This is a genomic window from Microvirga sp. BSC39 (genome assembly GCF_000739015.1).
In the GTDB taxonomy this organism is placed as follows: Bacteria; Pseudomonadota; Alphaproteobacteria; order Rhizobiales; family Beijerinckiaceae; genus Microvirga.
Map to the genome: position 1 here is coordinate 19,841 of NZ_JPUG01000063.1, position 26,011 is coordinate 45,851.

At 63.2% G+C, this 26,011-nt stretch carries 21 protein-coding genes and 1 pseudogene; 2 read left to right on the forward strand and 20 right to left on the reverse strand.

Features of this window, described 5'->3' with window-relative positions; translation table 11 throughout:
- Nucleotides 1-15: 15 nt before the first annotated feature.
- The 12 genes from MA07_RS13405 to MA07_RS13460 all read right to left on the reverse strand — a co-directional run bounded on the left by MA07_RS13405 (nt 16) and on the right by MA07_RS13460 (nt 13,543).
- A complete protein-coding gene (locus MA07_RS13405; protein WP_036351474.1) occupies nt 16-1,401 on the reverse strand; it encodes an FAD-dependent oxidoreductase in 1,386 nt (461 codons plus the stop codon).
- The gene (locus MA07_RS13410) at nt 1,398-2,012 is read right to left on the reverse strand and encodes a cysteine hydrolase (RefSeq protein WP_036351477.1); all 615 of its coding nucleotides are present in this window, start codon (nt 2,010-2,012) and stop codon (nt 1,398-1,400) included. Before MA07_RS13410 ends, MA07_RS13405 begins: the two co-directional genes overlap by 4 nt.
- Nucleotides 2,009-4,072, reverse strand: a complete 2,064-nt coding sequence (locus tag MA07_RS13415; RefSeq protein ID WP_036351480.1) for a hydantoinase/oxoprolinase family protein — start codon at nt 4,070-4,072, stop codon at nt 2,009-2,011. The genes MA07_RS13410 and MA07_RS13415 overlap by 4 nt, the downstream gene beginning before the upstream one ends.
- A complete protein-coding gene (locus tag MA07_RS13420; protein WP_036351482.1) occupies nt 4,069-5,802 on the reverse strand; it encodes a hydantoinase B/oxoprolinase family protein in 1,734 nt (577 codons plus the stop codon). Before MA07_RS13420 ends, MA07_RS13415 begins: the two co-directional genes overlap by 4 nt.
- Nucleotides 5,799-6,677: an isocitrate lyase/phosphoenolpyruvate mutase family protein gene (locus MA07_RS13425; RefSeq protein ID WP_036351575.1), complete on the reverse strand. Its 879-nt coding sequence runs from the start codon at nt 6,675-6,677 to the stop codon at nt 5,799-5,801. The genes MA07_RS13420 and MA07_RS13425 overlap by 4 nt, the downstream gene beginning before the upstream one ends.
- Complete coding sequence (locus MA07_RS13430; RefSeq protein ID WP_036351485.1) at nt 6,677-8,104, reverse strand: MmgE/PrpD family protein; 1,428 nt, start codon at nt 8,102-8,104, stop codon at nt 6,677-6,679. Before MA07_RS13430 ends, MA07_RS13425 begins: the two co-directional genes overlap by 1 nt.
- A 13-nt stretch (nt 8,105-8,117) precedes the next feature.
- A complete protein-coding gene (locus MA07_RS13435) occupies nt 8,118-8,819 on the reverse strand; it encodes an ABC transporter ATP-binding protein (RefSeq protein ID WP_036351488.1) in 702 nt (233 codons plus the stop codon).
- Nucleotides 8,812-9,555, reverse strand: a complete 744-nt coding sequence (locus MA07_RS13440; protein WP_036351491.1) for an ABC transporter ATP-binding protein — start codon at nt 9,553-9,555, stop codon at nt 8,812-8,814. The genes MA07_RS13435 and MA07_RS13440 overlap by 8 nt, the downstream gene beginning before the upstream one ends.
- On the reverse strand, nt 9,548-10,525 hold the full coding sequence (locus MA07_RS13445) for a branched-chain amino acid ABC transporter permease (protein WP_036351493.1): 978 nt from the start codon (nt 10,523-10,525) through the stop codon (nt 9,548-9,550). Before MA07_RS13445 ends, MA07_RS13440 begins: the two co-directional genes overlap by 8 nt.
- On the reverse strand, nt 10,522-11,394 hold the full coding sequence (locus MA07_RS13450) for a branched-chain amino acid ABC transporter permease (protein WP_036351496.1): 873 nt from the start codon (nt 11,392-11,394) through the stop codon (nt 10,522-10,524). Before MA07_RS13450 ends, MA07_RS13445 begins: the two co-directional genes overlap by 4 nt.
- Nucleotides 11,395-11,456: 62 nt before the next feature.
- Entirely contained in the window at nt 11,457-12,674 is a 1,218-nt protein-coding gene (locus tag MA07_RS13455) for an ABC transporter substrate-binding protein (RefSeq protein ID WP_036351499.1), read from the reverse strand.
- Nucleotides 12,671-13,543, reverse strand: coding sequence for a GntR family transcriptional regulator (locus MA07_RS13460; protein WP_081928955.1), 873 nt, complete (start codon nt 13,541-13,543; stop codon nt 12,671-12,673). Before MA07_RS13460 ends, MA07_RS13455 begins: the two co-directional genes overlap by 4 nt.
- A 152-nt stretch (nt 13,544-13,695) precedes the next feature.
- On the opposite strand from MA07_RS13460, the gene leuC reads away from it, so the two are divergent.
- Together leuC and leuD are read left to right on the forward strand one after the other, a co-directional pair.
- On the forward strand, nt 13,696-15,114 hold the full coding sequence (leuC, locus tag MA07_RS13465; RefSeq protein ID WP_036351501.1) for a 3-isopropylmalate dehydratase large subunit: 1,419 nt from the start codon (nt 13,696-13,698) through the stop codon (nt 15,112-15,114).
- Nucleotides 15,114-15,728 carry a 3-isopropylmalate dehydratase small subunit gene (gene leuD, locus MA07_RS13470; RefSeq protein WP_036351503.1) on the forward strand — a complete coding sequence of 205 codons (615 nt, stop codon included), beginning with the start codon at nt 15,114-15,116 and terminating at the stop codon, nt 15,726-15,728. The genes leuC and leuD overlap by 1 nt, the downstream gene beginning before the upstream one ends.
- A 171-nt stretch (nt 15,729-15,899) precedes the next feature.
- Here leuD and MA07_RS30490 read toward each other — a convergent pair.
- The 8 genes and pseudogenes from MA07_RS30490 to MA07_RS13505 all read right to left on the reverse strand — a co-directional run.
- A pseudogene (locus MA07_RS30490) lies at nt 15,900-16,037 on the reverse strand (ISNCY family transposase); the annotation flags it as partial.
- Between the two features lie 220 nt (nt 16,038-16,257).
- The gene (locus MA07_RS13475; RefSeq protein ID WP_036351506.1) at nt 16,258-16,626 is read right to left on the reverse strand and encodes a hypothetical protein; all 369 of its coding nucleotides are present in this window, start codon (nt 16,624-16,626) and stop codon (nt 16,258-16,260) included.
- A gap of 344 nt (nt 16,627-16,970) precedes the next feature.
- Nucleotides 16,971-19,757, reverse strand: coding sequence for a phosphoenolpyruvate carboxylase (ppc, locus tag MA07_RS13480; RefSeq protein WP_081928956.1), 2,787 nt, complete (start codon nt 19,755-19,757; stop codon nt 16,971-16,973).
- A gap of 168 nt (nt 19,758-19,925) precedes the next feature.
- On the reverse strand, nt 19,926-21,356 hold the full coding sequence (locus MA07_RS13485; protein ID WP_036351509.1) for an NAD(P)(+) transhydrogenase (Re/Si-specific) subunit beta: 1,431 nt from the start codon (nt 21,354-21,356) through the stop codon (nt 19,926-19,928).
- 10 nt (nt 21,357-21,366) lie between these two features.
- Nucleotides 21,367-22,938: a Re/Si-specific NAD(P)(+) transhydrogenase subunit alpha gene (locus MA07_RS13490; RefSeq protein WP_036351512.1), complete on the reverse strand. Its 1,572-nt coding sequence runs from the start codon at nt 22,936-22,938 to the stop codon at nt 21,367-21,369.
- Between the two features lie 25 nt (nt 22,939-22,963).
- A complete protein-coding gene (locus tag MA07_RS13495; protein WP_036351515.1) occupies nt 22,964-23,998 on the reverse strand; it encodes an L-idonate 5-dehydrogenase in 1,035 nt (344 codons plus the stop codon).
- A 10-nt stretch (nt 23,999-24,008) separates the two neighbouring features.
- Nucleotides 24,009-24,950 (reverse strand): 2-hydroxyacid dehydrogenase, encoded by a 942-nt coding sequence (locus tag MA07_RS13500; protein ID WP_036351518.1) that lies wholly within the window; start codon nt 24,948-24,950, stop codon nt 24,009-24,011.
- Nucleotides 24,951-25,071: 121 nt separating this feature from the next.
- Nucleotides 25,072-25,839, reverse strand: coding sequence for an SDR family oxidoreductase (locus tag MA07_RS13505; protein ID WP_036351520.1), 768 nt, complete (start codon nt 25,837-25,839; stop codon nt 25,072-25,074).
- Nucleotides 25,840-26,011: the final 172 nt, after the last annotated feature.

A 26,011-nucleotide genomic window follows, 5' to 3' on the forward strand; every position in this document is an offset into this window, starting at 1 on the left:
GGAAATGTGTCCGGTTCAGCCAGCTGCCGCTTGGCCGGCGACGCGGCCGAGGCCAACAGCTGTCAAAAGACCGTTGCCGGACAGATAACCTTCCGCCCTGGAGCCTGACACTCCGCAGGCTGCGCCTCCGACGGCATACAGATTGGGCAGCAAAGACCCATCCTGGCGGACCACCTGAGCATTCCGGTCAACAACAAGGCCCCCTTGCGTATGGAACAGCGCGCCGGTGACCTTTACGCCGTGGAACGGTGGCCGCAACGGCGGCGATCCGGCGAAGCTCCGCCCGAAGCCGTCGGTCCGGTTCTTGTGCTTGAGCCCGTCGACCTCGTTCACGGTCATCTCCAGCCTGTCGTGGGGAACCCCCATCTGCCGCGCCAATTCCTCGATGGTCTCCGCAGCCAGCACTGCCCCGACCGCCTCCGCCTGTCGAAAGTCCTCGAACTGCCGGGCGATGCCGGCAATGCGCGCATCGAAGACCGTCCAGGCCAGCCCCTCAGGCTGCCGCAGCACGACGGCCGCCTGCTCTGAATAGCCATGGCTTTCGTCGGAGAAGCGCTCGCCGCGCAGGTTCACCTGGAAACCACCCTCGGTGATCGTCGCCCAGGTGATAAGGATGCCATGCGGATGTGCGACCGACCCGTGACCCTGATGGCCCGACAGGTGCCGCGTGGCGGCCCCCAGCGTCTGGCCCCAGAGCAGCGCGTCGCCCTGGTTGCCCTCGTGACCGAAATATAGCGCGGTGCCGAGTTCGGGAATGTGGCGCCGCACAAGATCCTTATTGCCGCCATACCCGTTGCAGGCGAGGATCAGCGCGCCGCACCCGATGCGCTCCTGCGAGCGGTCAGGGCGTTCGATGGCCACGCCAGCGATGCTGCCATCAGACCGCGCGAACAAGGACGTGACATGGGCGTCGCAGAGGATGTCGACGCCGGTCCCCGCGGCCGCCTCGCGCAGCCGGTCGATCAACTCGCCGCCGGACCGGCTCGGCAGCCCGTGCATGCGGCAGACGGAATGGCCTGGATAGCGGAAGTCCTCGATGAGCGAGAACGGCAAGCCATGCCGGTCGGCCAACCACTCGACCGCAGGTCCGACAGCCCCCGCTACCGTCTCGACCAGACCTGGATCTGGTTCGTCGTTCGCTTTGGCGAGGATGTCACGCCCGTACAGCGCAGGGCTGTCGGCGATGCCCGCCTGCCGCTGCCAGCGGGTGTCGGCGGCTGGGATCAGCCCGGCTGAGAGCGCGGTCGAGCCGCGGGGCACCGGGTCACGCTCAAGGACAAGCACGTCCCGCCCTGCCTCCCGCGCCGACAGGGCTGCGACGAGACCCGCAGCGCCAGCGCCGATGATGACGACCGCAATCTCTACGTCGAAGGCGACGCCCTCCGCAGAAAGTATACTCATGCGGCTTCGATCTCTCTCATGACCTCGGAGATGGAGGCGATGCGGCATACCGGTCGCAACGCATCGATGGCCGTGGCATGCACGGCGGGCGAGAAGGCTGCGCAGCCGTCCTCCAGGACGGTGGTTTCGAAATCACGCACATGCGCGTCGCGCACGGTCGATGCGACGCCACCATTCGTGACGATGCCGCAGACAAGCAGCCGTTCGATGCCGCATTTGCGCAGCACCCATTCAAGCCGCGTCATATAGAAGGCCGAATAGGCGATCTTCTCCACGCTCAGATCCGCTGGCTGCAGGACGTCGACAAGCTGATGCCCCCATGCGCCGGGCAGGAAGTCACCCTTCCTGAGGAAGGGCCGGAGCTGCTTGAGATGCGGCGAGATCAGCGGCTCGCCACCTTTTGCAGGTACCAGGGTAAACTGTGTCGAGACGACGTAGCCGCCCTTGGCGCGCAGCAGGTCGGTAAGCGGCTTCAACCGCTCCGGTAGAGCGGCAATTTCAGGCGCGCCCTGCCCCGCCCGGCCATAAGCCCCATCCGCATGGAGGAAATCGTTCTGGAGATCGACGACGACAAGCGCCGTGTGCCCCACCGGAATTGCAGCCTCGCTCATGCAGCGCGCTCCACGATGACGTTACCAAAATCATCGACCCGCGCCGTCAGATCAGGATCGATGACAGTGGTCGCGTCCGGCTGCTCGAGAATTGCCGGTCCGTGCACGACAACTCCGACCGGAAGGTCCAGGCGCGCATAGATTGCGGTGTCGTGCCAACCACCGTCAAACCACACCGGACGGCTGCCGAGCCTGGCCTTCTCGACGCTTGCCGAGGCGTCTGGCGCAAGGGCTGCGAGATCGAAATGAGGCCTGCGCCCCACTGCAGCCGTACGCAAATTGACGATCTTAGCCGGCACGCCCGGGAGCAGACGGCTGAACGATGCCTGATAGGCCCGCTCGAAGGCCTCTCGGACGGTCGACGGATTGACCCGTGTCGTCCCGTTCTCAACCGAAACGGGGAGCGGCACACTCACCGTGTGAGTCTGGCCTACATAATGCATGTCGAGCTCGAACAGGATGTCAATCCGCTCGACGGAGAGACCCGCCTCCTCGACGACTGCACGAGACGCTTCCGCCTCCTTGACCATCCGGTGATCGAGGGCCTCGGCGTCCAGATTGTCGAGGAGCAGATTGATCGTCTGCACTTGGTCGTGGCGGATGTCGGCGATAACGCAACCGAGCGCGGAGGTCACGCCCGGATAGCGCGGCACGAGCGCGGCCTTCAATCCCACGTCCTTGATCAGCGCTCCGACATGCAAGGCTCCGCCGCCCCCGAATGGCACCGCCGCGAACCGGCCCGGATCGTGCCCACGCTCGATCGACACGAGACGGATGGCACCGGCCATTTTGCCGTTCGCAACCCGCACGATCGCCTCGGCAGCTTGCATGGGATCAAGCCCCAGAGGCTCCGCCACATGCTTTGCGATGGCGGCCTTGGCCGCGTCGACATCAAGGCGCGCAAGCTTGCCGCCGATGGGGCGCTCCGCGTTGATGCGTCCCAGCACCACATTGGCGTCGGTGAGCGTCGGACGGGTGTTGCCCTGCCCATACGCCACCGGACCCGGGCGCGAGCCGGCGCTCTCAGGCCCGACCTGAAGCAGTCCGCCCGCGTCGACGTTAGCAATCGAGCCGCCGCCTGCACCGATGGTACTGATCTCGATCATCGGCGTGCGGATGACGAGACCAAAATCGATGGTCGTCTGGGCTGCGAGGGCGGTCTCGCCGTCGACCACGATCGACACATCGAACGAGGTTCCACCGAGATCGCCCGTGATCACATCCGGGAAGCCCGCCGCCTCCGCGATGGCCGCCGCGGCGATCACGCCGGCAGCGGGGCCGGACAGGGCCGTGCGCACCGGAAGGCGCCGGGCGGTTGCGGTCGACATGACGCCGCCATTCGACTGCACGATGTGGAAGCGTCCGGCAAATTTCTCCTGCGCGAGCGCATGATCGAGCTTGCCGAGATAGCTGCCGACTACGGGTTGAAGGTAGGCGTTGAGTGCCGTCGTCGAGGTGCGCTCGAACTCACGGATCTCAGGCAAGATCCGGGCTGAACACTCGACATTTTCGTTCGGCCAAACCTCCCGTGCTGTGGCCAGCGCCTTGAACTCGTTCGCAGGATTGGCATAGGCGTTGATGAACACGATGGCGAGAGCCTCCGCGCCGCGCGAAAGCAGCGTCCTGGCAACCTCCCTGATCTCTTCCGGATCGATCTCCTCACGGATGGCTCCGTCCGCCATGGTGCGCTCGCCGACTTCGAGGCGTAGGTCGCGGTCAACCACAGGCACGAAGTCGCCCCACAATCCCCAGGTATGGCGGCGATCGCGGCGACGCATCTCGAGCACGTCCCGGAACCCGCGCGTCGTGATGAGGCCAATGCGCGCGCCCTTGCGCTCAAGAAGCGCGTTGGTGCCTACGGTCGTGCCGTGCACGATGGAGCCGAGCTGCGCGAGGGGCCCGAACGTCTTCAGCCCCTCGAGGAAACCGATTGCCTCGTCTCCCCGATTGGACGGCACCTTCGCCGTACGGAACCGTGCTGCATCCTCGTCGTAGTAGAATAGATCCGTGAAGGTCCCGCCCACGTCCACCCCGACAATCTTCCCTACGATAGCGTTCATGCCGCCGCTCCCTTTCTCAGAGCGACGGTCGCGCTCTCGTCCACCTCACCATCGTCCTTGACGACAACACCGTAGTCGCGGGACGCTGTCTGGGCGCTGACATAGCCCAGCCGCACGTCGCGGGCGACGCGCTGCGGGTCGCGCCGGAGAGGATTGCCCCACCCGCCTCCGCCGGGCGATTCCAGACGGACGCGCTGACCGGCACGGATCTTTACATTCGCGACCTTGGACGCCATCGGTGGCGAGCGCTCACCCTGATCCGTCTGCCAGGAGAACTGGTTCAGGGACGCGGGCAGGCCACCTGACACTCCGAACGGCGCGAACCTGCCGCGCTCGCCTAGGAGGAAAACGTCCGCATCGGTCAGTGACTCAATCTCATAGATCGCGCCCACGCCGCCGCGATGGGTTCCCGCTCCGGCGGAATCCGGACGCAGAGCCCATTGGGTGAACATGACCGGATAGGCCGCTTCCAGAATCTCGGCAGGCGGGATCGTGGCAGTCGAGATCGGGTTGTTGGCGTGGCTCAGCCCATCGCTCTCTGGATTGCCGCCGAGGCCGCCGCCGAAGAACGAGAACATCACCCAGCGTGAACCGTCCTGGCGATAACCCGCAAGAGACAAGGCATTGATTGTGCCGAACGGGCCAGCTGTGGCACGGCTCGGATCTGCCTTCGCCAACGCGCCGAAAACGATGCCAATGACGCGCAGGATCGTCTCCGTGTATCCTCCAACGGGTTTCGGTGGCCTGACGCCAAGGAGGGTCGTGCTCGGAATCATGAAGGTGATTGGCCGCAGGCATCCAGCGTTGGCCGGCACGTCGGTGAAGACGTGCTTGAGGGCAACATAGCAGCAGGCGACCGCTGTCGAGTAGGCGATGTTGAGTGGTCCTGCACAAGGCGCAGATGAGCGCGAGAAGTCCAGCGTCATGGAATCGCCCGCGACGGTCAGGTCTAGCGCGATCGTGAGCCGCTCGTCGGTGATACCATCGTTGTCGAGATAGTCCTCGAAAGAGTAGGTACCGTTCGGAAGGGCGCTAATGGCCGCGCGCATCATCGCCTCCGCTCGATCCGAAAAGGCGTCGAAAGCGATCGCGACGATCGTGTCGCCATACTCGTTGAGAAGCTCAGTCAGGCGCCGCTCCCCTAGATCCAACGCGTTAAGCTGGCCATTGAGGTCGCCGTAATTCGATACCGGCACCCGGGTGTTGGCCGAAAGGATCGCCATGATGTCCTCGTTCATCACCCCGGCTCGAATGAGCTTCACGGGCGGAAAGCGCACGCCTTCCTGGAAGCTCTCGGTCGCCTGCGCATTGAAGCCGCCCGGCACGTTGCCGCCGATGTCGAGCCAATGGCCGACAGAGGCGAGCCAACAGTAGAGCTTCCCGTCCCGGAAGATTGGGCGCACGAGACGGAAGTCGTTCAGGTGCGTGCCGCCGTCATAGGGGTCGTTGAACAGGAAGGTGTCGCCAGGTTCCAGGCCTCCTTCCCGTTCGACCTTGTCGATCACGGCCTTCACGGCGAATGCCATGGCGCCGACGAAAATCGGCAGTCCTTTGGTGCCCTGCACAAGGGTGGCACCGGTAATTGGGTGATAAAGCCCATGGCAGGCGTCGCGGGCTTCCGCGATGATCGGGTTGAAGGCGGAGCGGTAGAGGGTCGCGTCCATCTCGTCCGCGATCTGCTCGAGGCGCCCTTTCAGAACGGCCAGAGTAACGGGATCGATGGCGCTCATTGGGCAGCCTCCTGGTCAAAGGACTCGTAGTGCTCGCCGAGCGCCAGCATCTCCGGGGTGCCGATGAGCTGATTCAGCGCCGTGAAATCGAACATGCGATCGCGGAAGGGCTCGTTGGTGCCGTGGGCGCGAAGTGACCTGTAATAGTCTTGGGCCGTGCGCGCGAGCGCGCGCACGATACCGCCCGGGAAGATCACAAGTCTGAAGCCGAGGTCTCCGAGATCTTGCGCGGAGGACAGAGGAGTCTCCCCGCCTTCAACCATGTTGGCGAGGAGTGGACGCACCGCACCGAGTGAGGATGTGACCGCCGCGAGTTGTTCGCGGGTCTTCGGCGCCTCCACGAAAAGCACGTCAGCCCCGGCTTCGGCATAGAGCCGCGCCCGCTCGATGGCTGCCTCGAAGCCTTCGACAGCGACCGCATCGGTGCGGGCGACGATGACGGTCTCCTCCGAGACCCGTGCATCCACAGCGGCCTTGATCTTTCCGGCCATCTCGGCAGCCGGGATGATCGACTTGTCCTGAAGGTGGCCGCAACGCTTGGGATAGCTCTGGTCCTCGAGCTGGATGGCGGTGGCGCCGGCGCGTTCGAAGATCCGGACCGTGCGCTGGACGTTGAGAGCATTTCCGTAGCCGTTGTCGGCATCCACCACGAGCGGTGTCGGCACCCGGTCGCGCACCAGCGCGATGGTGTCGGCCACTTCGCTCATGGAGACGAGGCCGATATCAGGCCGTCCCAGCCGCGTATAAGCAATCGCCGCGCCCGATAGATACAGGGCCTCAAAACCCGCCTCTGCGGCAAGCGATGCGGTCATCGGGTCGTATACGCCAGGCGCAACGACGACCTGGTTCTGCAGCAGTCGTTCTCTGAGATTCATCATGACCACCCGTGTTGGGGGGAGCGGGCAAGGAGGCCCGTCAGACCACGGATATCGGGAGCGCCTTCAATGGCATCGACTTCCGCAATGATATGCTCCACATGCGAGCTGCCCCAGACAGGCTCGGCCAGCTCTCGGAACTTAGCACGCACGTCATCGGGCGAATACGGGTCCTCCGTGTCGCCCTTATTGGTGAGCACCTCGGCCGACAATTGCCGGCCGTCGCTGAAGCGCACCCGAACCCGGGCAGGACGCAGGCCTGGCAGCATCGCTGTCAGGGTTGCATCCTCGCGCACGGTGACGCGACGCCCGAGATCGCGGGCGGTGGCATTCGCCTGCGCCTCTTCGCGGAAGGCCGGCACACTGGCGGCACCATTGACGATGAAGGTAGCAAGCGCGAACGGCAGCGAGAATTTGGCGGCAAGCATGTTCTTGGGCTCAGCCGAGTCGAGCTGCGCCGCCCACACGTAGGTGTCGACCTCGATCGCCTCGACTGCCATCGGATCGATCGAGCCGCCCACCTGACGGACAATCTCGCCGAGGGCGTCGAGGGCTCCGTGGGTGTAGCGGCAGGCAGCATGACGCTTGAAGTAATTGCGAGCGATCTCCCAGCGTTCGCCGAGATCCAACACCATCTCGTCCGGACGAAAGTTTTCGGCGATCACGGTGCCATAGACGGTGCCGACACCATCAGTCTCGCCAACGAACCCGGCGGTCTGCAGCTCCCATGCCACGAGGCCGAGCTGGTTCGAAAAACCCGCATAGGTATTGCGGACGGTGCCGCCCTCCAGCATCGTGCGCCGGCTCGTCGAGAGGCCAAAACTGGAGGCCAGATTGATGGTTTCAATGACCTGATCCGAGGTAGCACCTTCAAGCTTTGCAGCCGTCAGAGCAGCCCCGATGGTGCCCCAGGTGCCGTGCGGGTGCATCGTCACCCGCAGTTTAGACGCGATGCCAACACGGGACCCGATTTCGTAGCCGAGGGCAATAGCAAGAATAAGGTCCGGGCCCGAAACGGCGAGGCGTTCGCCTGCTGCCAAAGCTGCCGGAATAACGTGGATGCCGGGATGGCCGCGCGCATACTGATTGCCCTCGTCGAGCTCCAGCATCGTGCCCGCGGTGCCGTTGAGCAGGCTTGCGAGCAGCGCACTCATTCGGCGGCCTGTCCCGATCACAGGAACCTGACCATCACCCCCCTCGCGGCGCCCAAGTTGCGCGACGAAGTTGCGCATCTCAGGTTCTTGCATTCCAGCCGCAATGGCACCGATGCAGTCGAGGAGCACGAGTTTCGTGCGCTCGACCACAGCTGCTGGCAGATCAGCGAACCGAGCGTCGGCCGCGAACCTGCCCCATTGCTGGAGCCATTGAGGTTGTCCGGCCTGCAACAGGACGGATGCGGGAATGACGTTCTGCGTGACAATCGTCATTAGGTTTCCTCCGTCACATGCCCAGATAGGCGCGCTTAAGTTCAGGGTCGTTTCGGACCTGTTCGGCAGATCCGGACAAGGCGAAGACTCCGTTCTCCAGGATGTACGCACGCGAGGCGCACTCAAGCGATTGAACCACGTTCTGCTCCACGAGCAGGATCGGCAGCCCCTCACCGTTGAGCCTGCGGATCAGGGCGAACATCTCTTCGACGAGCAGCGGCGACAGGCCGAGGGATGGTTCATCAAGGATGAGGAGGCGCGGTTCCGCCATCATCCCGCGTCCGATTGCCAGCATCTGCTGCTCGCCGCCCGACAAGGTGCCTGCGGCTTGGCCGCTGCGCTCTCGCAGGCGCGGGAAGGTATCGAAGACCCGCTCCAGGTTGGCAGATCGCCGGTTGCGCCCTCTCCGATAGCTGCCGAGCTCAAGATTCTCCCGTACCGACATGTTCGGAAAGATCTTGCGGCCCTCCGGCACATGGATGAGGCCCGCCTTCACGATGTCCGCTGAGGAGGTTCCGCTGAGCGTTTTCCCGTCGAAGAGGATCTCGCCGTCGTTCGCCCGCAGGACGCCGGAGAGAACCTTGTTCAACGTTGTCTTGCCGACGCCGTTGGAGCCGAGCACTGCAACGATCTCACCCGCTCCGACCGAAAGGTCGAGCCCCCGCAGGACTTCCGTGCCGCCATAGCCTGCTCTCAGCGACCTGACCTCAAGCATGGACCTTCTCCCGCTTCAGGCGTTCGGCCGCGCCGGCACCAAGATAGGCTTCTATAACTGTCGCATCGTCGCAGACCTCGGCAGGCGGGCCCTCAGCAATGATCTGACCTTGCGCCAGCACATAGACTTGCTCACAGAGGTTCATGACCGCCTGCATCACGTGCTCGATCATCAGGATCGTGACACCCTCATCCCGGATCGCGCGGACCACCGGGATGATGTCGCGGATTTCGGAGGGATTGAGGCCGGCCAGCACTTCGTCGAGCAGCAGCAGCTTCGGCTCCGTCGCGAGAGCGCGGGCGAGTTCAAGCCGCTTGCGTCCAGCCACCGTTAGGCTCGAAGCCGATTTATCGAGTTCCGGACCGAGCCCAACGCGGCGGCCAACCTCTTCGGCGCGAGCCATGGCGTCGCTACGCTTCGCGTGACGCAGATGGGCGCCTACAGCGATGTTCTCGACGACGGAGAGGCCGGCGAAGGGCTGCACGATCTGGAATGTGCGGGCGATGCCACGCCGCGCGCGGATGTGCGGTTCGTCGCCGCTGATATCCTGGCTCTCGAACAACACACGCCCCTCGGTGGGTCTCTCGAAGCCTGAGATCAGCGTGAAAAGGGTCGTCTTGCCGGCGCCGTTGGGGCCGATAAGACCGGTGATTGAGCCAGCCGCCACCTTGAGAGACGCCTGGTTCACGGCGACGAGGCCGCCGAAGCGCTTGGTCGCGTTTTGCACCTCAAGCATGGCGAGCCGCTCCCGACGTTTGAACCGGCCGACGCAGGCGGCGCAGGAGACCGAGGATGCCATCTGGCGCAAAGGCAACTGCCACAACCAAAAGACCGCCGAACACCATGAGATCGATACCCGGGACACTGCCTGCCGCAAGTTTGGTGATCTCGCCCAAGCCGTGCAGGGCCACGGCGCCGACAAGCGGTCCGAAGACAGTCCCGAGTCCTCCAACGATCGGCGCGAGGATCGCCTCGACCGAAATCCAGGTGCCGTAGGCGATGTTGGCATCCACGTAGAGGAAGTACTGGGCATAAAGGCAGCCCGCAGCCGCCGTTACCGCGCCAGAGAGCGTGATGGCCCCGAGCTTCACCCGCAGTGTGTCGACGCCGAGAGCCTTGGCGGCCGCCTCGTTCTCCCGCACGGCTACGAGTTGAGCACCAAAGCGCGACCGTTCGATCCAGCGGGTAAGGACGAGGGTGGCACCGACGAGCGCTAGCGCAATCCAGAAGAAGGCGGCGCGGCTTTCGAACTGGAAATTCTCCGGCCGCACGTCGAGCTTGATCAGGACGCCCGCCGCGCCGCCGGTGAAGGCCGCCGCGTTAGCGAGGATTCGCAGTACCTCTGCAAAGGCGAGCGTCACAAGCGCAAAGTAGGATCCGCGCAGACCGGACCGGAAGCTCAGATAGCCAATCATCCAACCGACCGCTGCGCCGGCCACAGCGCCGATCGCAAAGGCAACCCAGGGATTGAACCCGAGGCGGACCTGAAGCAGCGCAGCCACGTAGGCGCCCGTTCCGAAAAAGGCCGCATGTCCGAAAGAGAACTGGCCGCCGAAGCCACCGAGAATGTTCCACCCTTGGGCCGCAAGCGCGATGATGAGGGTGAAGACGAGAAAGTTGAGGACCGTATTGGCCGTGACGAAGACCGGCACGAAGGCTAGGAGCGAGATCAGGACGAGAATCGGAACGATGTCGCGGAATGTCATGCCTTCGCTCCGAATAGTCCCGTCGGCCGCACGAGCAGCACCAGGATGAAGATGAGGAAGATGCCGATCTGACCCAGTGAATCGCCGAGGAAGAGACCGCAAAGGCTCTCGACAACGCCAATGAACAATCCGCCGAGGAGTGCGCCGGGGATCGACCCCATGCCCCCGAGCACCACGATCGTGAAGGCAACAAGCACGAAGGCTTGGCCGATGCGTGGATTGACGTAGAAGGTCGGCATGAGCAGGCACGCCGCCACAGCCAGGCAGGCGCAGCCGAGGCCGAAAGTGACCGCGTAGACGTGAGCAACGTCGATGCCGACAAGGCTGGCGCCGAGCTTCTCCTTGGCAACGGCACGTATGGCCTTGCCGGTATCAGTGCGCGAGAGAAGAAGCCACAGAAGCGCCGTGACCAGCACCGCGGCTCCGAACCCGATCAGGCGCGGCTTAGAGAGGAGAAGCGGACCGAGCTCCACAACTTGGAAGCCATAGTCGGTATTGAGCGTGCGGGTGTCTGAGCGGAACCCCGCGAGCAGGGCGTTCTCAATGGCGATCGAAAGACCCAGGGTCACAAGCAGGATGTTGCTGTCGCTGCCATGACTTGCCGGGCCGATTACGAAGCGCTGCACGGCGTAACCCAGCCCGAAGAAGAGCGGCGTCAGCGGCAGGATGGCGAGATAAGGATCAAGGCCGAAGGCTACGTACACAGCCCATACGGCGAACATTGCTGCGGTGAGCAGCGCGCCGTGCGCGAAATTGATGATGTGAAGGACGCCGTAAACCAGGGTGAGGCCGAGTGCGATAAGCGCATAGACCGCTCCCGTCATCAGACCATTCACGACGGCTTCCGCTATGATGGCGGGTGAATACATCGTACAAAAGTCTCCTCAGAGATCCTGGGGAGCGAACTGCACCCCAGGACCATTGCCTAGGATCAGCCGGTCACCGGGAAACGCGGCTTCGCGTCGGCAAAGGAGTCGGGGAAGATCACCTTAATCTCGCTGCCCTGCACCTGCGTATTGACCGGCGCAGCGCCCATGTTCTGCCCGTTGACGAACTTCGTCTCGCCGTAGGGCATGATGTGGTCCTTGAAAGTCGAGGTGTTCAGTGCCTCGATGATCTTCGCGCGATCCGCCGAACCGGCACGGTCGATGGCGTCGGCAAGGAGCTTCACGCAGGAATAGTTCAGCGGCACGTTGTAGGCGAAAACCTTGCCTTGAGCTTCGACCTGCTTCTTGAGCTCCAGGGCCTTGGGGTTGCGCGGATCGTACCAGTGATTGCAATCCATGATGCCGTTGGCTGCCTCTGTGAACTCCTTCACGAAGCGGTAGTTCGAGGCCGCACCGTTAAGGACGGCATAGACGCCCTTCGGCCGGATGCGCTGCTGTTGCATCGTGCGCGCGAGCAGCACGAACTCGCCATAATAGCTTGACGGGATCACGAGATCCGGATTGAGGGAGCGGATACGCAGGGCGACGTTCGACATGTCGCGCGCGGGCGTCGGATGCGCGATGGTCTCAAGGATCTCGAAGCCGCGCTTCGGCAGCTCCGTCTGCATGAGCTTGGCAAGACCAGATCCGAACAGGCCATCCTCGTGCACGAGGACCACGGTCTTTGCCGGCTTGCCGGCGCCGTCGTTCAGCTTGACGAGGTTATCGAGCGCAAATCCGGTCACGATGCCGAATCCGGGTGCGAAACGGAACGTGTTCTTGAGACCCCGCTGCACGATCGGGTCGCTGACGCCGACGTCGACAATGTAGGGGAGGTCGTAGCGGGCGGCAGCCTGAGTGGCCGCGAGGCAGATCGGGCTCGCGAAGCCGCCGACGATGGCCGCGACGCCATCGGCCTGCATCTTCTCGACCTCTTGGGTGCCTGCCTCCGGGTTCGAACGAGCATCGCCGAACACCATCTCAAGCTTGGCACCGCCGAGCCCTTTGAGGCCGCCGGAGTCGTTGATCTCCTTGATGGCCATTTCGGCGCCCATGCGGCCAAACTCGCCGTCTTGCGCGAGCGCACCGGTGACGGGCTGCAGGATGCCGATCTTTACGGACTGAGACTGGGCGCGCAGATAAGCCGGCATAGCGAGCACGGCCGCGGAAGCGGCACCTGCCCGAAGGATGGAACGGCGGGTTGGACGCATGATGTTCTTCATGTCGATGTTCTCCTCTGGTTGGACACCCGCATGGGGCGGGGCTTTGGCTTGAGGCTCTCCGGCCCCTTGATCTTGCGTTTGGAACTCTCCGGTCGTGCGATGACCGGCTTCGCCACGGGGTTCCACCGGCGGGCGCCGGCGGCGCCTGTTCGCACGAGATCCATGTGGAAGGAATAGCGATCCGGCCTGTAGAGAGCGTGGAGATGCTCGACGCCCTGACCCGATGGATCCCAGACGACGCGTGTGAGCGACAGGAGGGGCGAGCCAATCTCCAGCTCTAGAGCCTCCGCTATGTCAGGTCCGGCCAAGGTCGCACCGATGCTCTGGCTCGCCTCATCGACTACGATTCCAGAGCGCTCGAGGAGCCCGAGAAGCGGCATCGACGCGAGATCGGCCTCCGAATAGGTGACGCCGATGCGTTCCGGCACGTGTGTCACCAGATAGGAAAAGGGCGCGCCGTCAATGAGGCGGACACGGATTGAGCGTTGTGTCCGTTCACCCGGTTCGAGACCGAGCGATACGGCGACGCTCTCGGGTGGATTCACATAGGCAAAGGACAAAAGGCGCACGCCGGTTCGACGGCCCATCTCGACCAGATGGGACAAGACGTTCGACAGGTCCGCCACGATCGGCTGGACCGAGTTGCCTTCTCGCACAAACGTTCCCGAACCGGGGCGGCGGTCGATGAGGCCATCGCTCGCAAGCGTATCGAGCGCACGCCGCACCGTGACACGGGAGATCCCGTAATCGGCCGCAAGTGACAGCTCGCCCGGCAGCCGTGAGCCAGGCTCCAACTCTCCGTTGAGAATGCGCTCGCGCAGGAGAAGATATATGCGCCGCGCTTTGAGGGGTTCGACTGCGTCCGCCAAGTTTGCCCACTCCAGACTGCAACAGAGTTGACCGCTGCAAGGGACAGCTTCCTGTCTACATTATAAGACATTTCGCTTGCGTCAAGCCGCCCCTTTGGAAATACTGAGATTGGCTTCAACATGAGCCATGAGAGCACATTCGGGAGAGTGAGATGGCGCAGAGCCCCTCCGGTCCGCAGACCCTGTTTGACAAGCTTTGGGACAGTCATGCGATCGTGACGCGCGAAGATGAACAGACGCTGCTGTGGGTCGACCGGCACTTCGTGCACGAGGGCTCGTTCCATGCCTTCAACAAGCTGAAGGAGCGCAGCGCCAAGGTTTCCCGCCCCGATCTCACCTTCGGCATTGCGGACCATTATGTGCCGACGCGCAGATCCGGACGCAGCATCGATCCTGCGATCCAGAATATGCTGGATCAGCTTGAGCGCAACACGTCCGAGAACGGAGTGATGTTGTTTGGCCTCAACGATCCGCGCCAGGGGATCGTCCATGTGGTCGGACCCGAACAGGGCCTGACGCTCCCGGGCCTCCTCATGGTGTGTGGAGACAGTCACACCTCCACGCATGGCGCCTTCGGTGCATGGGGTTTCGGCATCGGGGCATCCGAAGTCGCGCACGTGCTGATGACACAGACGCTCTGGCAGCGCAAACCCAAGCGAATGCGCATTTCTGTCGATGGTACTTTGGCTCCAGGGATCGGCGCCAAGGACATCGCGCTCTCGATCATTGCACGTATCGGTGCCGACGGGGCGCAGGGGCATGCGGTGGAGTATGCGGGCTCTGCCATCCGCGCCCTCTCGATGGAGGGGCGGCTCACCCTCTGCAATCTATCGATCGAAGCGGGCGCCCGCTGCGGCATGGTGGCTCCCGACGAGACGACGATCAATTATCTCCGCGGCCGGCCATTCGCCCCCAAGGGAGAGTATTTCGAGCGTGCGGCCGAGGATTGGCTGCGACTGATGTCCGACGAGGATGCACAGTTCGACCGAGAGATCGTGCTCGATGCTTCCGAGATCGAGCCCGTCGTTACTTGGGGCGTCAGCCCCGAGGACGCGCTGCCGATCACGACAGCGGTGCCGGATCCTGAGTCGATCCCGGACTCGGGCAAGGCTGCACAAATCCGGGATGCGCTTGCCTACATGGACCTCAAACCGGGACAGAAGCTCACGGACGTCCGTATTGATCGCGTGTTCATTGGTTCGTGCACCAACAGCCGTATCGAGGATCTTCGTGCGGCCGCAAAGGTGCTGTCAGGCCGAAAGGCCAAGGTCCCCGGCCTCGTCTCGCCCGGATCGTCGCTGGTAAAGCAGCAGGCAGAAGCGGAAGGGCTCGACCAGATCTTCAGGGATGCCGGTCTCGAATGGGTCGAGTCGGGCTGCTCTATGTGCGTGGGCATGAACGGCGATATCGTGCAGCCGGGCGAACGGTGCGCTTCAACTACCAACCGGAACTTTAAGGGCCGTCAAGGACCCGGTGCGCGAACCCATCTCATGTCGCCCGCCATGGTCGCGGCAGCGGCCGTTACCGGACACCTCGCCGATGTTCGTCCCCTGATCGAGGAGCGCTCCTGATGCAGCCGTTTCAGTGTCTGACCGCCACGGCGTGTCCCCTGCCCTATGCCAACATCGATACGGACCAGCTAATCCCGGCCCGGTTCATGAAGCGCTCGCGCGCCGAGGGCTATGGGAGCTTTCTGCTCCATGACATGCGTTTCTCCAGCGATGGATCCGAAATCCCCGGTTTTCCCCTGAACCGCCCAGATTGGAGGAATGCGCAGATCGTTGTGGCGCGACGCAATTTCGGGGCGGGCTCCTCGCGCGAAGCGGCCGTCTACGCTCTGGTGGACTATGGAGTCCGGTGTGTGGTCGCCCCAAGCTTTGGCGACATCTTCGCATCGAATGCGGTCAACAATGGACTGCTTCCCGCTTGCGTGGGCGAACACGACGCGGAGTCTCTGATCCGGTTGCTTGAGGCCGATGCTCGGGAGATAACCGTTGACCTCCAGGCACAGAATATCACCACGAACGGCGTGTCAACTCCCTTTACGGTCGATCCGGTGTGGCGCATGAAACTGCTGAACGGCTGGGACGACATTGATCTGACCCTTAGCCAGGGTGAAGCAATCGCACAGTTCACGGCGAACGATGCAAAGAAGCGGCCGTGGGCCGTTCCGCGCACCGGCTAACCGGCCGGGCGAAAGAGTGATTGCGAACCGGGGCGTGTCTGTCGAGGTCTGATGAGGTGGACACCCCAGCGGTCTCGGTGTGCCAGAGCGGAGGTGTTGACCTCACCACTTGAGGGACGCGTCCATGGGAGGGGTTAGCACAATCAGACTGGATCTGGCGAAGAGCGTGTTCTCCAGCAGTCGGCGGACCTGCCGCGGGCTCAGCGCCAGCATACGGGCCGCCGAAACGGTCATCATGCGGCACTCGACAACCTTCGACAGAACCTCAATCCGCTGCAGGTCGCGCTCGCTCGTCGCAATCCGTCCGATCCGCCTTCTCCCGTATCAGTTAGAAGCGGGGAGTGTGACATTCCTACTTTGCAGGATTAGGACATTCTAACCTTGCGGCTACAAGCAAAGAGACCGGTAACAAACATTATGGAACTTAAAGCGATCCAAAGCTGTGCTGTAACGGGGTCGTGTCTGTGACTGATCGCTCCGGAGAGGCGCTACTCTGATCCGGCGCTCTAGGGGCACCATTGAATGACGGTCAGTCGCGTCTCAAGAACTCCAATCCAGCCGGAAGGTCGTGCTCCTGCCGTGCCGGTCGCATAGCCTTGATGGACGCTCTGGCTTTTGGTGGCGCCAAGTCAGCGATCCAGGCGGCTTTGCCATCGGGTGTCTCGAGCGGACATGCCGCTTCGACGTGGAGCATGGCCTCTTGCAGCCACTCGGCCTGCTGCGCCTCAGAGAACTGCGACAGGTATCGCCGATCTCGTTCATGAAAGGCGATGTCCAAGTTCCCGCCACCCTTGTCGATCACCTGGATCATGATCTGATCCAGGAGGCGTTCCTCAATCAGGTACCCGTTCATCTGGGCGGCTGCGACAGGACCGGTGACCGTGACCAACCTCTTCATGTCCTAACCCCTCTGAAAGGCTCAGGCGAGTGTAGGCGGCACCTTTGACGCAGCGGTACGCAATTGTGCGAACATCCTTAACTGCAAGACTGATGGAACTCGACAACGCAGCGGACCAAGAGAGTCTATGTCACCTGGCCGGCTTTGCCTCTGGGGAGTAGCGCTCCGCCCTCTTCACCTTTAGGGTTCAAAAGCACCGAGGCATCTGGCGGTGGAGCGCTGGCCCCCAAGTGTGGGCCGGAGCTCACATCAAATGTCTAGCTTTCATCACAGCCTAGCGATCGAGCCACTGAAATCATTAAATCGGCTGTCTAACACGAAGATGTTTGATAACACTGTGCCTGCTAACCACTGTTGCGCAAACCTGCCGCGATGCCGTTGATCGACAGGTGAATGCCCTGCACCACCTGCTCGTCCGCATCGCCCGACCGGTGCCGCTTCAGCAGCTCGATCTGCAAATGGTTCAGTGGATCGAGATAAGGGAAGCGGTTGCGGATGGACCGCGCGAGCAACGGGTTGCCGTCGAGCAGGGATTGCTGCTGCATGATGGCGAGCAGTTGCCTGATCGAATCTTCCCACTCCCGCCGCAGGCGCGGGAAGATGGCATTGCGCAGCGCCTCGTCTTCCACGAGGTTCGCGTAGCGCGACGCGATGGCGATGTTGCTCTTGGCCAGCACCATGTCCATGTTCGAGAGCAGCGCCTGGAAGAACGGCCACTCCCGGTACATTTCTTGGAGCAGAGCGAGGCCGGTATCGGGCCTTCTCTCCAGCCAGGCATTCACGGCCGAACCGAAGCCGTACCAGCCCGGCAGCATCAGGCGGCACTGCGCCCAGCCAAAGACCCAGGGGATGGCCCGCAGGTCCTCGATCCGTCGGGAGTTCGTACGTGAGGCAGGCCGGCTGCCGATGTTCAGATTGGCGATCTCGCCGATGACCGTGGACTCCCAGAAGTAGCGCTCGAACCCTTCCGTTTCGTAGACGAGGGCGCGGTAGGCCCTGAAGGCGCTGTTGGAGAGTTCCTCCATGGCCTTCAGGTATTCCTCACGCGGCGCGGGCTGGCCAGAGTGCAGCAGGGACGCTTCAAGCGTGGCAGCGGCCAGGATCTCCAGGTTGCGGCGGCCGAGATCGGGGTTCGAGTACTTGCCGGCGATCACTTCGCCCTGTTCCGTGATGCGGATGGCGCCCTGCACGGCACCACCCGGCTGTGCCAGGATCGCCTGATAGCTCGGGCCGCCGCCCCGGCCGACAGATCCGCCGCGGCCATGGAAGAGGCGAAGGGCCACGCCATGACGCTTGAAGATATCGACCAACTCGATCTCGGCCTTGTAGAGCTCCCAGCCGGAGGTGAGGAAGCCGCCATCCTTGTTGCTGTCGGAATAGCCGAGCATCACCTCCTGCGCCTGCCCGCGACTGCGCAGCAGACGCATGTAGTCAGGCATGGCAAAGAGCGCGTCCATGACATGGCTGCAATGGCGCAGATCGGCGATGGTCTCGAAGAGCGGGATGATGTTGACATGCATCTCGCCTTCGCGCGGGCGCAGAAGGCCTGCCTCCTTCAGGAGCAGGGCGACCTCCAGGATGTCGGACGGGTCGCTCGCCTTCGAGATCACATAATTCGGCACCGCCGCGCGGCCGTAGCGGCGATGCGCCTCGGCGGCTTCATGAACGATGGCGAGTTCCGAGGACGTCTCAGGCGAGTAGTCGAGATAGGGCGAAGTCAGAGGCCGCGGCGTCCTGAGCTCCTCCAGGAGCAACGCCACGCGCTGCTGCTCCGAGAGCGCCTCGTAACCCGTACCCGGCATTGCTTTCTCAAACAGCTCTGCCACGACGCGCTGATGCACGTCGGAATTCTGACGCATGTCGAGGCTTGCGAGATGAAAACCGAACACGTCGACGGCGCGACGCAGCTTGCGCAGACGCCCGCGCGACAGGGATCCGGATCCATTAGACAAGAGGGAGCGATGCAGGACCGACAGGTCACCGGCGAATTCTTCGACACTCAAGTAAGCCGGTGCATGGCCCACGGCATGACGGGCAATGTCGCCATGGCCGAGAGCGGCCGCCGTGGCGGCGAGGCGTGCGTACATGCCCGTGATCGCGCGGCGATAGGGCTCATTCTGGCGATGCAGCGACGGATCGGGCGAGGCCTTGGCAAGCTCCTGCACCTGCTCGGACACATTCACATAGCGGCCGTCCAGCGACAGCTCGGCCCCGAGGCAATGCAGCTCCTCCAGGTAGAAGCCGAGCGCATGCTTGCTCTGAAGCAGCAGGGCTTGGCGTAGGGCATCCGCCGTCACAAAAGGATTGCCGTCGCGGTCGCCGCCGATCCAGCTGCCCATGCGCAGGAACGATGGAAGCTCCACGGTCTCCCAGACGGGATCCATCGCCGCGAGCTGATCCTCCAGGGAGGCATAGACCCGCGGCAGCTCCTTGAAGAAGGTGTAGTCGTAGTAGGACAGGCTGTTATTGACCTCGTCGATGACCTTCAGGCGATCGCGGCGCAGGATGCTCGTCTGCCAGAGCGTCAGGATCGCGCGACGCAGGCTCTCCTGGCAGGTGGCCTCCTCTTCGGGCGTCAGATCCTGCCGGTCGCGCTGTGCCAGGATCTGCGAAATCTCCATCTCCCGGTCGATGGTGCTCTTGCGGCGCACCTCGGTCGGATGGGCTGTCAGAACAGGGCAGACCAGCGCAGACGCGAAGAAGGCCTGCAAGGCCGCTTGGCTGATGCCGGTTTCCTGCACGAGCTTGAGAGCCCGGGCCAGCGTGCCCTCCCGGGGAGCCGGCGCTGTCATGGCATGCGCACCCGCCATCGCATGAGCGCGCGAGCGCCGGACGTGGTGCTGATCCTCGGCGATGTTCGCCAGATGCGAGAAGTAGCTGTAGGCGCGGATGATCTGATTCGTGCGCCCGCGGGAGAGGCTGTTCAGGATCGTCTCGAGCTCGCGGCGAGCCATCTCGTCCTCATCACGGTGAAAGCGGATCGAGGTCTGGCGGATGCGCTCCACGATCTCGAAGGCCGCCTCTCCCTCCTGCTCGCGGATCGTATCGCCCAGCAGGCGGCCCAGGAGGCGGATGTCGTCACGAAGCGGAAAATCCTTCTCGGGCGTGACATCGGGATTGATCAGGGACACGGCTAACGTCCTTCTGCTAGTCTTCGTCTGCTGGCAAACCAGCCTCTCCCACAATGGGCGAAGGGCGTCATGCAAGTGGGCTCAAGGCGTGTGCCGATTATACACGTTTCTGAGCACCAACGGATGTAACATCCGGTCGGCGCCAGCGGCATTGCAGCACCAAGTGCTTTATATGGCTTGGACGAGCCGATCGATGCTGGCTTTGGCATCTCCGTAGAACATGCGGGTGTTCTCCTTGTAGAACAGCGGGTTCTCAATCCCGGAGTACCCGGTCCCCTGCCCGCGCTTCGAGACGAACACCTGCTTGGCCTTCCACACCTCCAGCACCGGCATGCCGGCAATTGGGCTGTTCGGATCCTCCTGGGCTGCCGGGTTGACGATGTCGTTCGAGCCGATGACGATCACCACGTCGGTCTCCGAGAAGTCCTCGTTGATCTCGTCCATCTCCAGCACGATGTCGTAGGGCACCCTCGCCTCCGCCAGCAGCACGTTCATGTGCCCCGGCAGGCGGCCGGCCACCGGATGGATGGCAAAGCGTACCTGCTTGCCCTTGGCCCGCAGGCGCCGTGTCAGCTCCGAAACCGATTGCTGCGCCTGCGCGACCGCCATGCCGTAGCCCGGCACGATCACGACGCTGTCCGCTTCCTCAAGCGCCGTGGCCACGCCATCGGCATCGATGGCGATCTGCTCGCCCGCGATTGCCATCACCGGACCGGTGGTCGTGCCGAACCCGCCGAGGATCACGCTGATGAAGCTGCGGTTCATGGCCTTGCACATGATGTAGCTCAGGATCGCACCCGAGGAGCCCACCAGCGCACCGGTGACGATCAGCAGGTCGTTGCCGAGGGTGAAGCCGATGGAAGCTGCCGCCCAGCCCGAGTAGGAGTTGAGCATCGAGACCACCACCGGCATGTCAGCCCCGCCGATGCCCATGATCAGGTGGTAGCCGATGAAGAACGCCAGCAGCGTCATCGCGACTAGGGCCCAAATGCCCGTCCCGTTGACGTACAGCACCAGCAGGACGAGCGAGAGCAGCGCCGCCCCGGCATTGAGCCCATGGCCGCCCGGCAGCTTCCTGGCCTTGCCATCGACCTTGCCGGCGAGCTTGCCGAAGGCGACGATGGAGCCAGTGAACGTCACGGCACCGATGAACACGCCGAGGAACACCTCGACCTTTAGGATTGCAATCTCCACGCCGGACTTATGCGCCAGCACCCCGGCAAAGCCGGTGAGCGCACTCCGCGAGGCCTCGTCCAGGGTGAGCACGCGGGTGAGCTCGAGATCGGCGTTGAAGCCGATGAACACGGCGGCCAGACCTACGAAGGAGTGCAGCGCCGCCACGAGCTGCGGCATCTCGGTCATTGCGACCTTCTTGGCCACATACCAGCCGATGGCAGAGCCGATCACCAGCATGGCGGCGATGACCGCATAGTTGCCCACACCGGGTCCGAACACGGTGGCGCCCACGGCGAGCGCCATGCCGGCAATGCCGTACCACACGGCCCGCTTGGCGCTCTCCTGGCCCGACAGGCCGCCGAGAGACAGGATGAACAGGACAGCGGCCGCCACGTAGGCAGCAGAGACAAGACCAAAGCTCATCGGACGATCCTCACGACTTCTGGAACATGGCCAGCATCCGGCGGGTGACCAGGAAGCCGCCGACGATGTTGATGGTGGCGATCAGGAAGGAGAGCGAGGCCAGGCTCACCACCAGCCAGTGGCTGGAGCCCACCTGCAAGAGTGCTCCCAGCACCACGATGCCCGAGATGGCGTTGGTCACCGCCATGAGCGGCGTGTGCAGGGAATGGCTGACGCTCCAGATCACCTGAAAGCCGACAAAGCAGGCCAGCGCGAAGACGATGAAGTGGGCCATGAAGCTGGCCGGCGCATAGGCCCCGACCAGCGCGAGCAGCAGGCCGCCCGCCACGAGCAGCCCCACCTGGGTGCGGGTCTGCGCCCTGAAGGCTGCCGCCTCCCCTGCCCGCTTCTCCTCAGGTGTCAGCTCCTTGGGCTTCTCCTTTGGCTTGGCGGCGGCAATCGCCTGCACCTTGGGAGGGGGTGGTGGATAGGTGATCGCACCTTCGTGCGTGACGGTGGCGCCGCGGATCACGTCATCGTCCATGTTGTGGTGGATGATCCCGTCCTTGTTCGGGGTCAGGTCGGTGAGGAAGTGGCGGACGTTGTTGGCGTAGAGCGTTGAGGCCTGGGCCGCCATGCGGCTGGGGAAGTCGGTATAGCCGACGATGGTGACGCCGTTCTCCGTCACCACCTTCTCGTCCGGCACGGTCAGGTCGCAGTTGCCGCCCCGTTCGGCGGCGAGATCCACGATCACCGAGCCCGGCTTCATCACCTGGACCATGTCGGCGGTCCACAGCTTCGGCGCCGGCCGGCCGGGGATCAGGGCCGTGGTGATGACGATGTCGATCTCGGGTGCAAGCTCGCGGAACCTGGCGAGCTGCTTCTCGCGGAACTCGGGACTTGAGGGCGCGGCATAGCCGCCGGTGGCAGCCCCGTCCTGTGTCTCCTCGAAGTCGAGGAAGACGAACTCGGCTCCCATGGACTCGATCTGCTCGGCCACCTCAGGCCGCACGTCGAAGGCATAGGTGATGGCGCCGAGCGACGTTGCCGTGCCGATGGCCGCCAGCCCGGCGACGCCGGCGCCGACGACCAGCACCTTGGCCGGCGGCACCTTGCCGGCGGCGGTGACCTGGCCGGTGAAGAAGCGGCCGAAGTGGTTGCCGGCTTCGATCACAGCACGGTAGCCGGCGATGTTGGCCATGGACGAGAGTGCGTCCATCTTCTGGGCGCGGGAGATGCGCGGCACCATGTCCATCGCAACAACTGTGGCACCCTGTGTTCTCGCCCGTTCCAGCAGATCGGTGTTCTGAGCTGGCCAGAAGAACGAGATCAGCGTCTGATCCTGGCGCAGAAGGCTGACCTCGCCCTCCGTCGGTGGACGCACTTTCGTGACCACGTCCGCCGCAGCGTAGAGGGCGGCTGCATCCGGCACGATGGTCACCCCGGCAGCGGCATAGGCCGCATCCGAAATCCCAGCAGCAGTTCCGGCCCTCGCCTCGACGAAGCATGTATGGCCCAGCTTCTGCAGCGCCACAGCCGAATCCGGCGTCAGCGCAACGCGTGCTTCACCTGGAAAAGCTTCCTTCGGTGCCCCGATCCTCATGGTCAATGTCCTGTTATGCGTCGTGTCAGGTGAAACTCAGATGGATCTTCATCGACCGGCTGCGATCGCTGGCTGCCTCGAAGGCTGCCACCGCATCGGCGATTGGGAAGGTCCCGCTCATCAGAGGCTTGAGATCCACCCGTCGCGTGTTGATGAGGTCGACCGCAAGCGCGAACTCCTCATGGAAGCGGAACGTGCCCCTCATCTCGATCTCCTTCGCCACAACCAGGTTCTGCGGGATCGATACATCGCCGCCGAGCCCGAGCTGAACCAGCACGGAGCGGGGTTTAAGCACCTCCAGGCCAGAGCGCACGGCGCTTTCATTGCCCGAAGCCTCAAACTGGACATCGAAGGTGCCTTTGTTGGCGGCATACGCCGACAGCGCCTCAGGCTCGCTCGCCACATTGATTGTCCGGTCGGCGCCCACAGCCCGTGCCTTCTCGAGCACGGCATCCATGACGTCGATGGCGACGATCTCCCGTGCCCCATGCGCCCGGGCGGCGATGATGGCAAGAGCTCCGATCGGGCCGCAGCCGGTGACCAAAACCCGCTTGCCCAGGAGCGACCCAGCCCGGTTGACCGCATGCAGTGTCACCGCCAGCGGTTCGGCAAAGGCTGCCTCGTTGATCGAGACATCCTCGGCCACCCTGTGGCATTGCCATTGCTCGGCCACCAGGCTCTGCCGGAACGCGCCCTGGATGTGCGGCATCGGCATGGCGCTGCCATAAAAGCGCATGTTCAGGCACTGGTTCTGCTGCCCCTTGAGGCAATACTCGCAGTGCTGGCAGGGCCGGCTTGGCGACACCGCCACCCGGTCTCCGATGGCAAGCCCCGAGACGCCCTCCCCCAGCGAGCGGATGGTGCCCGCCACTTCATGGCCGAGGATCATCGGCTCGCGGACCCGGACTGTCCCGAAGCCGCCGTGATGGTAGTAGTGCAGATCGGAGCCGCAAATGCCCCCAGCCTCGATGGCCACCTCGACCTGTCCCGGCCCGGGCGTTTCCGGCTCACGCTCCTCGATGCGCAGGTCCTTGGCGGCATGAATGACAACGGCTTTCATAGGGCAATCCTCAGATGACGGGCGTAAGAAGGGGCTGCCGGGCAAAATGCGCCGCAAGGTTGTCGCGCACGAGCTTGCCCATCGCCTGCCGGGTTTCCACGGTTCCGGAAGCGTGATGCGGCTGAAGGACGACGTTCTCCAGCTTCAGGAAGCGCTCGTCGATATTTGGCTCATTCCAGAATACGTCGAGACCCGCGCCTTTGATGATGTTGCGTTCAAGTGCGTCGAGCAGGGCTGCCTCATCGACGGCCGATCCACGTGAGATGTTGATCAGAATGCCATCGCGTCCCAAGGCACGTAAGACATCCGCATTGATGATCCCTTGAGTGCTGGTGCCCCCGGCCAGGGTCACGATGAGGAAATCGGACTGCTCGGCCAGAGTGATCAGATCGGGCACAAAGGTATACGGCAGATCGTCCCGCTGGTTGATGTCGACATAGGCGACTGGGCAGTCGAATGCGGCGAGACGCTTGGCAACCTCGACGCCAATGCGCCCCATGCCGACAACGCCGACTTTCTTGCCGTGAACCCGGGTAACCAGATGCATGTTCGCGCTGCGCCAGCGTCCGTCCCGGACATATTTGTCAGCGTGCGGGATCTGGCGGGCCACGGCGAGGAGCAGCCCGACCCCTATGTCGGCCACGTCGGCCGTCAGGACGTTGGGTGTATTGGTAATTTGGATCCCGTTTGCCTTCGCGTGGGAGAGGTTGATGGCATCGGTTCCGACACCATAGCAGGAGACGATCTCTAGGCGGGGTAGTGACTTCATGAGCTCAGCCGAGGCGCCGATCTCACCGCGTGTCGCAATGGCGCGAATGTTGCCGCCCACGTCGCTTAGAAAGGCCGCTCGGTCGGTTGCCTCCCAAAGCTTGTGAACCTTGTAGTTGCTTTCCAGGTCCTCAAGGTCCCAGGCCGGATAGGGACCCATCATCAGGATCTCGGGCTTAGTCATTGTGATCTCCTCCCAGGTCGGCTTTATGCAGCGCTGCGGTGTGTTATGCAGGGCCGCGTTTGTTCATCGGACAGGAGTCTGCTGCTCCGTCATAACGGTGAGCGTGGAGCGGCTGCCTGCCTCAAAGGCAGGTGGTGATGCCGCCATCAACGTAGAGCGTATGCCCATTCACGAATGAGGATGCCTCGCTCGAAAGGAAGACGGCCGCGCCGACCAGTTCCTCAACATTGCCCCATCGGGCTGCCGGCGTGCGCTTCTCAAGCCAGCTTGAGAATTCTGTGCTGTCGACAAGAGCTTGGTTGAGCGGCGTCTTGAAGTACCCGGGCGCAATGGCATTGATCTGTAGGCCGTGCTTGGCCCAGTCCGCACACATGCCCCGGGTCAGGTTCTTCACCGCCCCCTTGGTCGCTGTGTAAGGAGCGATTCCGGGCCGGGCAAGCTCACTTTGCACTGAGGCGATGTTGATGATCTTGCCCCGCCCCCGGGCGATCATATGCCGTGCGACCGCCTGCCCGACATAGAATACGCTGGAAATGTTGGTGGTCAGCAACTGCTCCCATCGGTCGGCTGGGAAGTCCTCGAGGGGCGTGCGGAACTGCATGCCCGCATTGTTGATCAGGATGTCGATTGGGCCCTCATCGCTCTCAATAGCCGCGATCCCATTATGGACGTCCTTGGCTGAGGTCACGTCGAACAGCGCCGATGAGACTTTATGCCCCGCAGCCGATAGTTCGGCTGAGGCCACCTCAATCTTGCTGGGGTCGCGTCCATTGAGGATTACCGCGGCACCGTGCTCTGCCAAACCTTTGGCCAGAGCCAGCCCGATCCCCTGAGACGAGCCTGTAATGAGGGCACGTTTGCCCCTTAGAGAAAACAGCGGAAAGTCCATGATGGCCTTGTCGACTCCAGTTAAGCGCGAGGATCTCTGAAGAGCGATTTATTGCTTGTCTCGACCATGCGATGGGTCGAATGTTTCGCAACGTTAGGTTCAGAACGGTAGTTCTGCAAAGACAACTACAGTCTGCATCCATAGCTTTTTCTTATGACGAGCGATTGTACAA

What these genes read in the sequence shown, in the direction of transcription:
- MA07_RS13405 (WP_036351474.1), bottom strand. Translation starts at nt 1,401, where the DNA reads ATGAGTATACTTTCTGCGGAGGGCGTCGCCTTCGACGTAGAGATTGCG.
- MA07_RS13410 (WP_036351477.1), bottom strand. Translation starts at nt 2,012, where the DNA reads ATGAGCGAGGCTGCAATTCCGGTGGGGCACACGGCGCTTGTCGTCGTC.
- MA07_RS13415 (WP_036351480.1), bottom strand. Translation starts at nt 4,072, where the DNA reads ATGAACGCTATCGTAGGGAAGATTGTCGGGGTGGACGTGGGCGGGACC.
- MA07_RS13420 (WP_036351482.1), bottom strand. Translation starts at nt 5,802, where the DNA reads ATGAGCGCCATCGATCCCGTTACTCTGGCCGTTCTGAAAGGGCGCCTC.
- MA07_RS13425 (WP_036351575.1), bottom strand. Translation starts at nt 6,677, where the DNA reads ATGAATCTCAGAGAACGACTGCTGCAGAACCAGGTCGTCGTTGCGCCT.
- MA07_RS13430 (WP_036351485.1), bottom strand. Translation starts at nt 8,104, where the DNA reads ATGACGATTGTCACGCAGAACGTCATTCCCGCATCCGTCCTGTTGCAG.
- MA07_RS13435 (WP_036351488.1), bottom strand. Translation starts at nt 8,819, where the DNA reads ATGCTTGAGGTCAGGTCGCTGAGAGCAGGCTATGGCGGCACGGAAGTC.
- MA07_RS13440 (WP_036351491.1), bottom strand. Translation starts at nt 9,555, where the DNA reads ATGCTTGAGGTGCAAAACGCGACCAAGCGCTTCGGCGGCCTCGTCGCC.
- MA07_RS13445 (WP_036351493.1), bottom strand. Translation starts at nt 10,525, where the DNA reads ATGACATTCCGCGACATCGTTCCGATTCTCGTCCTGATCTCGCTCCTA.
- MA07_RS13450 (WP_036351496.1), bottom strand. Translation starts at nt 11,394, where the DNA reads ATGTATTCACCCGCCATCATAGCGGAAGCCGTCGTGAATGGTCTGATG.
- MA07_RS13455 (WP_036351499.1), bottom strand. Translation starts at nt 12,674, where the DNA reads ATGAAGAACATCATGCGTCCAACCCGCCGTTCCATCCTTCGGGCAGGT.
- leuC (WP_036351501.1), top strand. Translation starts at nt 13,696, where the DNA reads ATGGCGCAGAGCCCCTCCGGTCCGCAGACCCTGTTTGACAAGCTTTGG.
- leuD (WP_036351503.1), top strand. Translation starts at nt 15,114, where the DNA reads ATGCAGCCGTTTCAGTGTCTGACCGCCACGGCGTGTCCCCTGCCCTAT.
- MA07_RS13475 (WP_036351506.1), bottom strand. Translation starts at nt 16,626, where the DNA reads ATGAAGAGGTTGGTCACGGTCACCGGTCCTGTCGCAGCCGCCCAGATG.
- MA07_RS13485 (WP_036351509.1), bottom strand. Translation starts at nt 21,356, where the DNA reads ATGAGCTTTGGTCTTGTCTCTGCTGCCTACGTGGCGGCCGCTGTCCTG.
- MA07_RS13490 (WP_036351512.1), bottom strand. Translation starts at nt 22,938, where the DNA reads ATGAGGATCGGGGCACCGAAGGAAGCTTTTCCAGGTGAAGCACGCGTT.
- MA07_RS13495 (WP_036351515.1), bottom strand. Translation starts at nt 23,998, where the DNA reads ATGAAAGCCGTTGTCATTCATGCCGCCAAGGACCTGCGCATCGAGGAG.
- MA07_RS13500 (WP_036351518.1), bottom strand. Translation starts at nt 24,950, where the DNA reads ATGACTAAGCCCGAGATCCTGATGATGGGTCCCTATCCGGCCTGGGAC.
- MA07_RS13505 (WP_036351520.1), bottom strand. Translation starts at nt 25,839, where the DNA reads ATGGACTTTCCGCTGTTTTCTCTAAGGGGCAAACGTGCCCTCATTACA.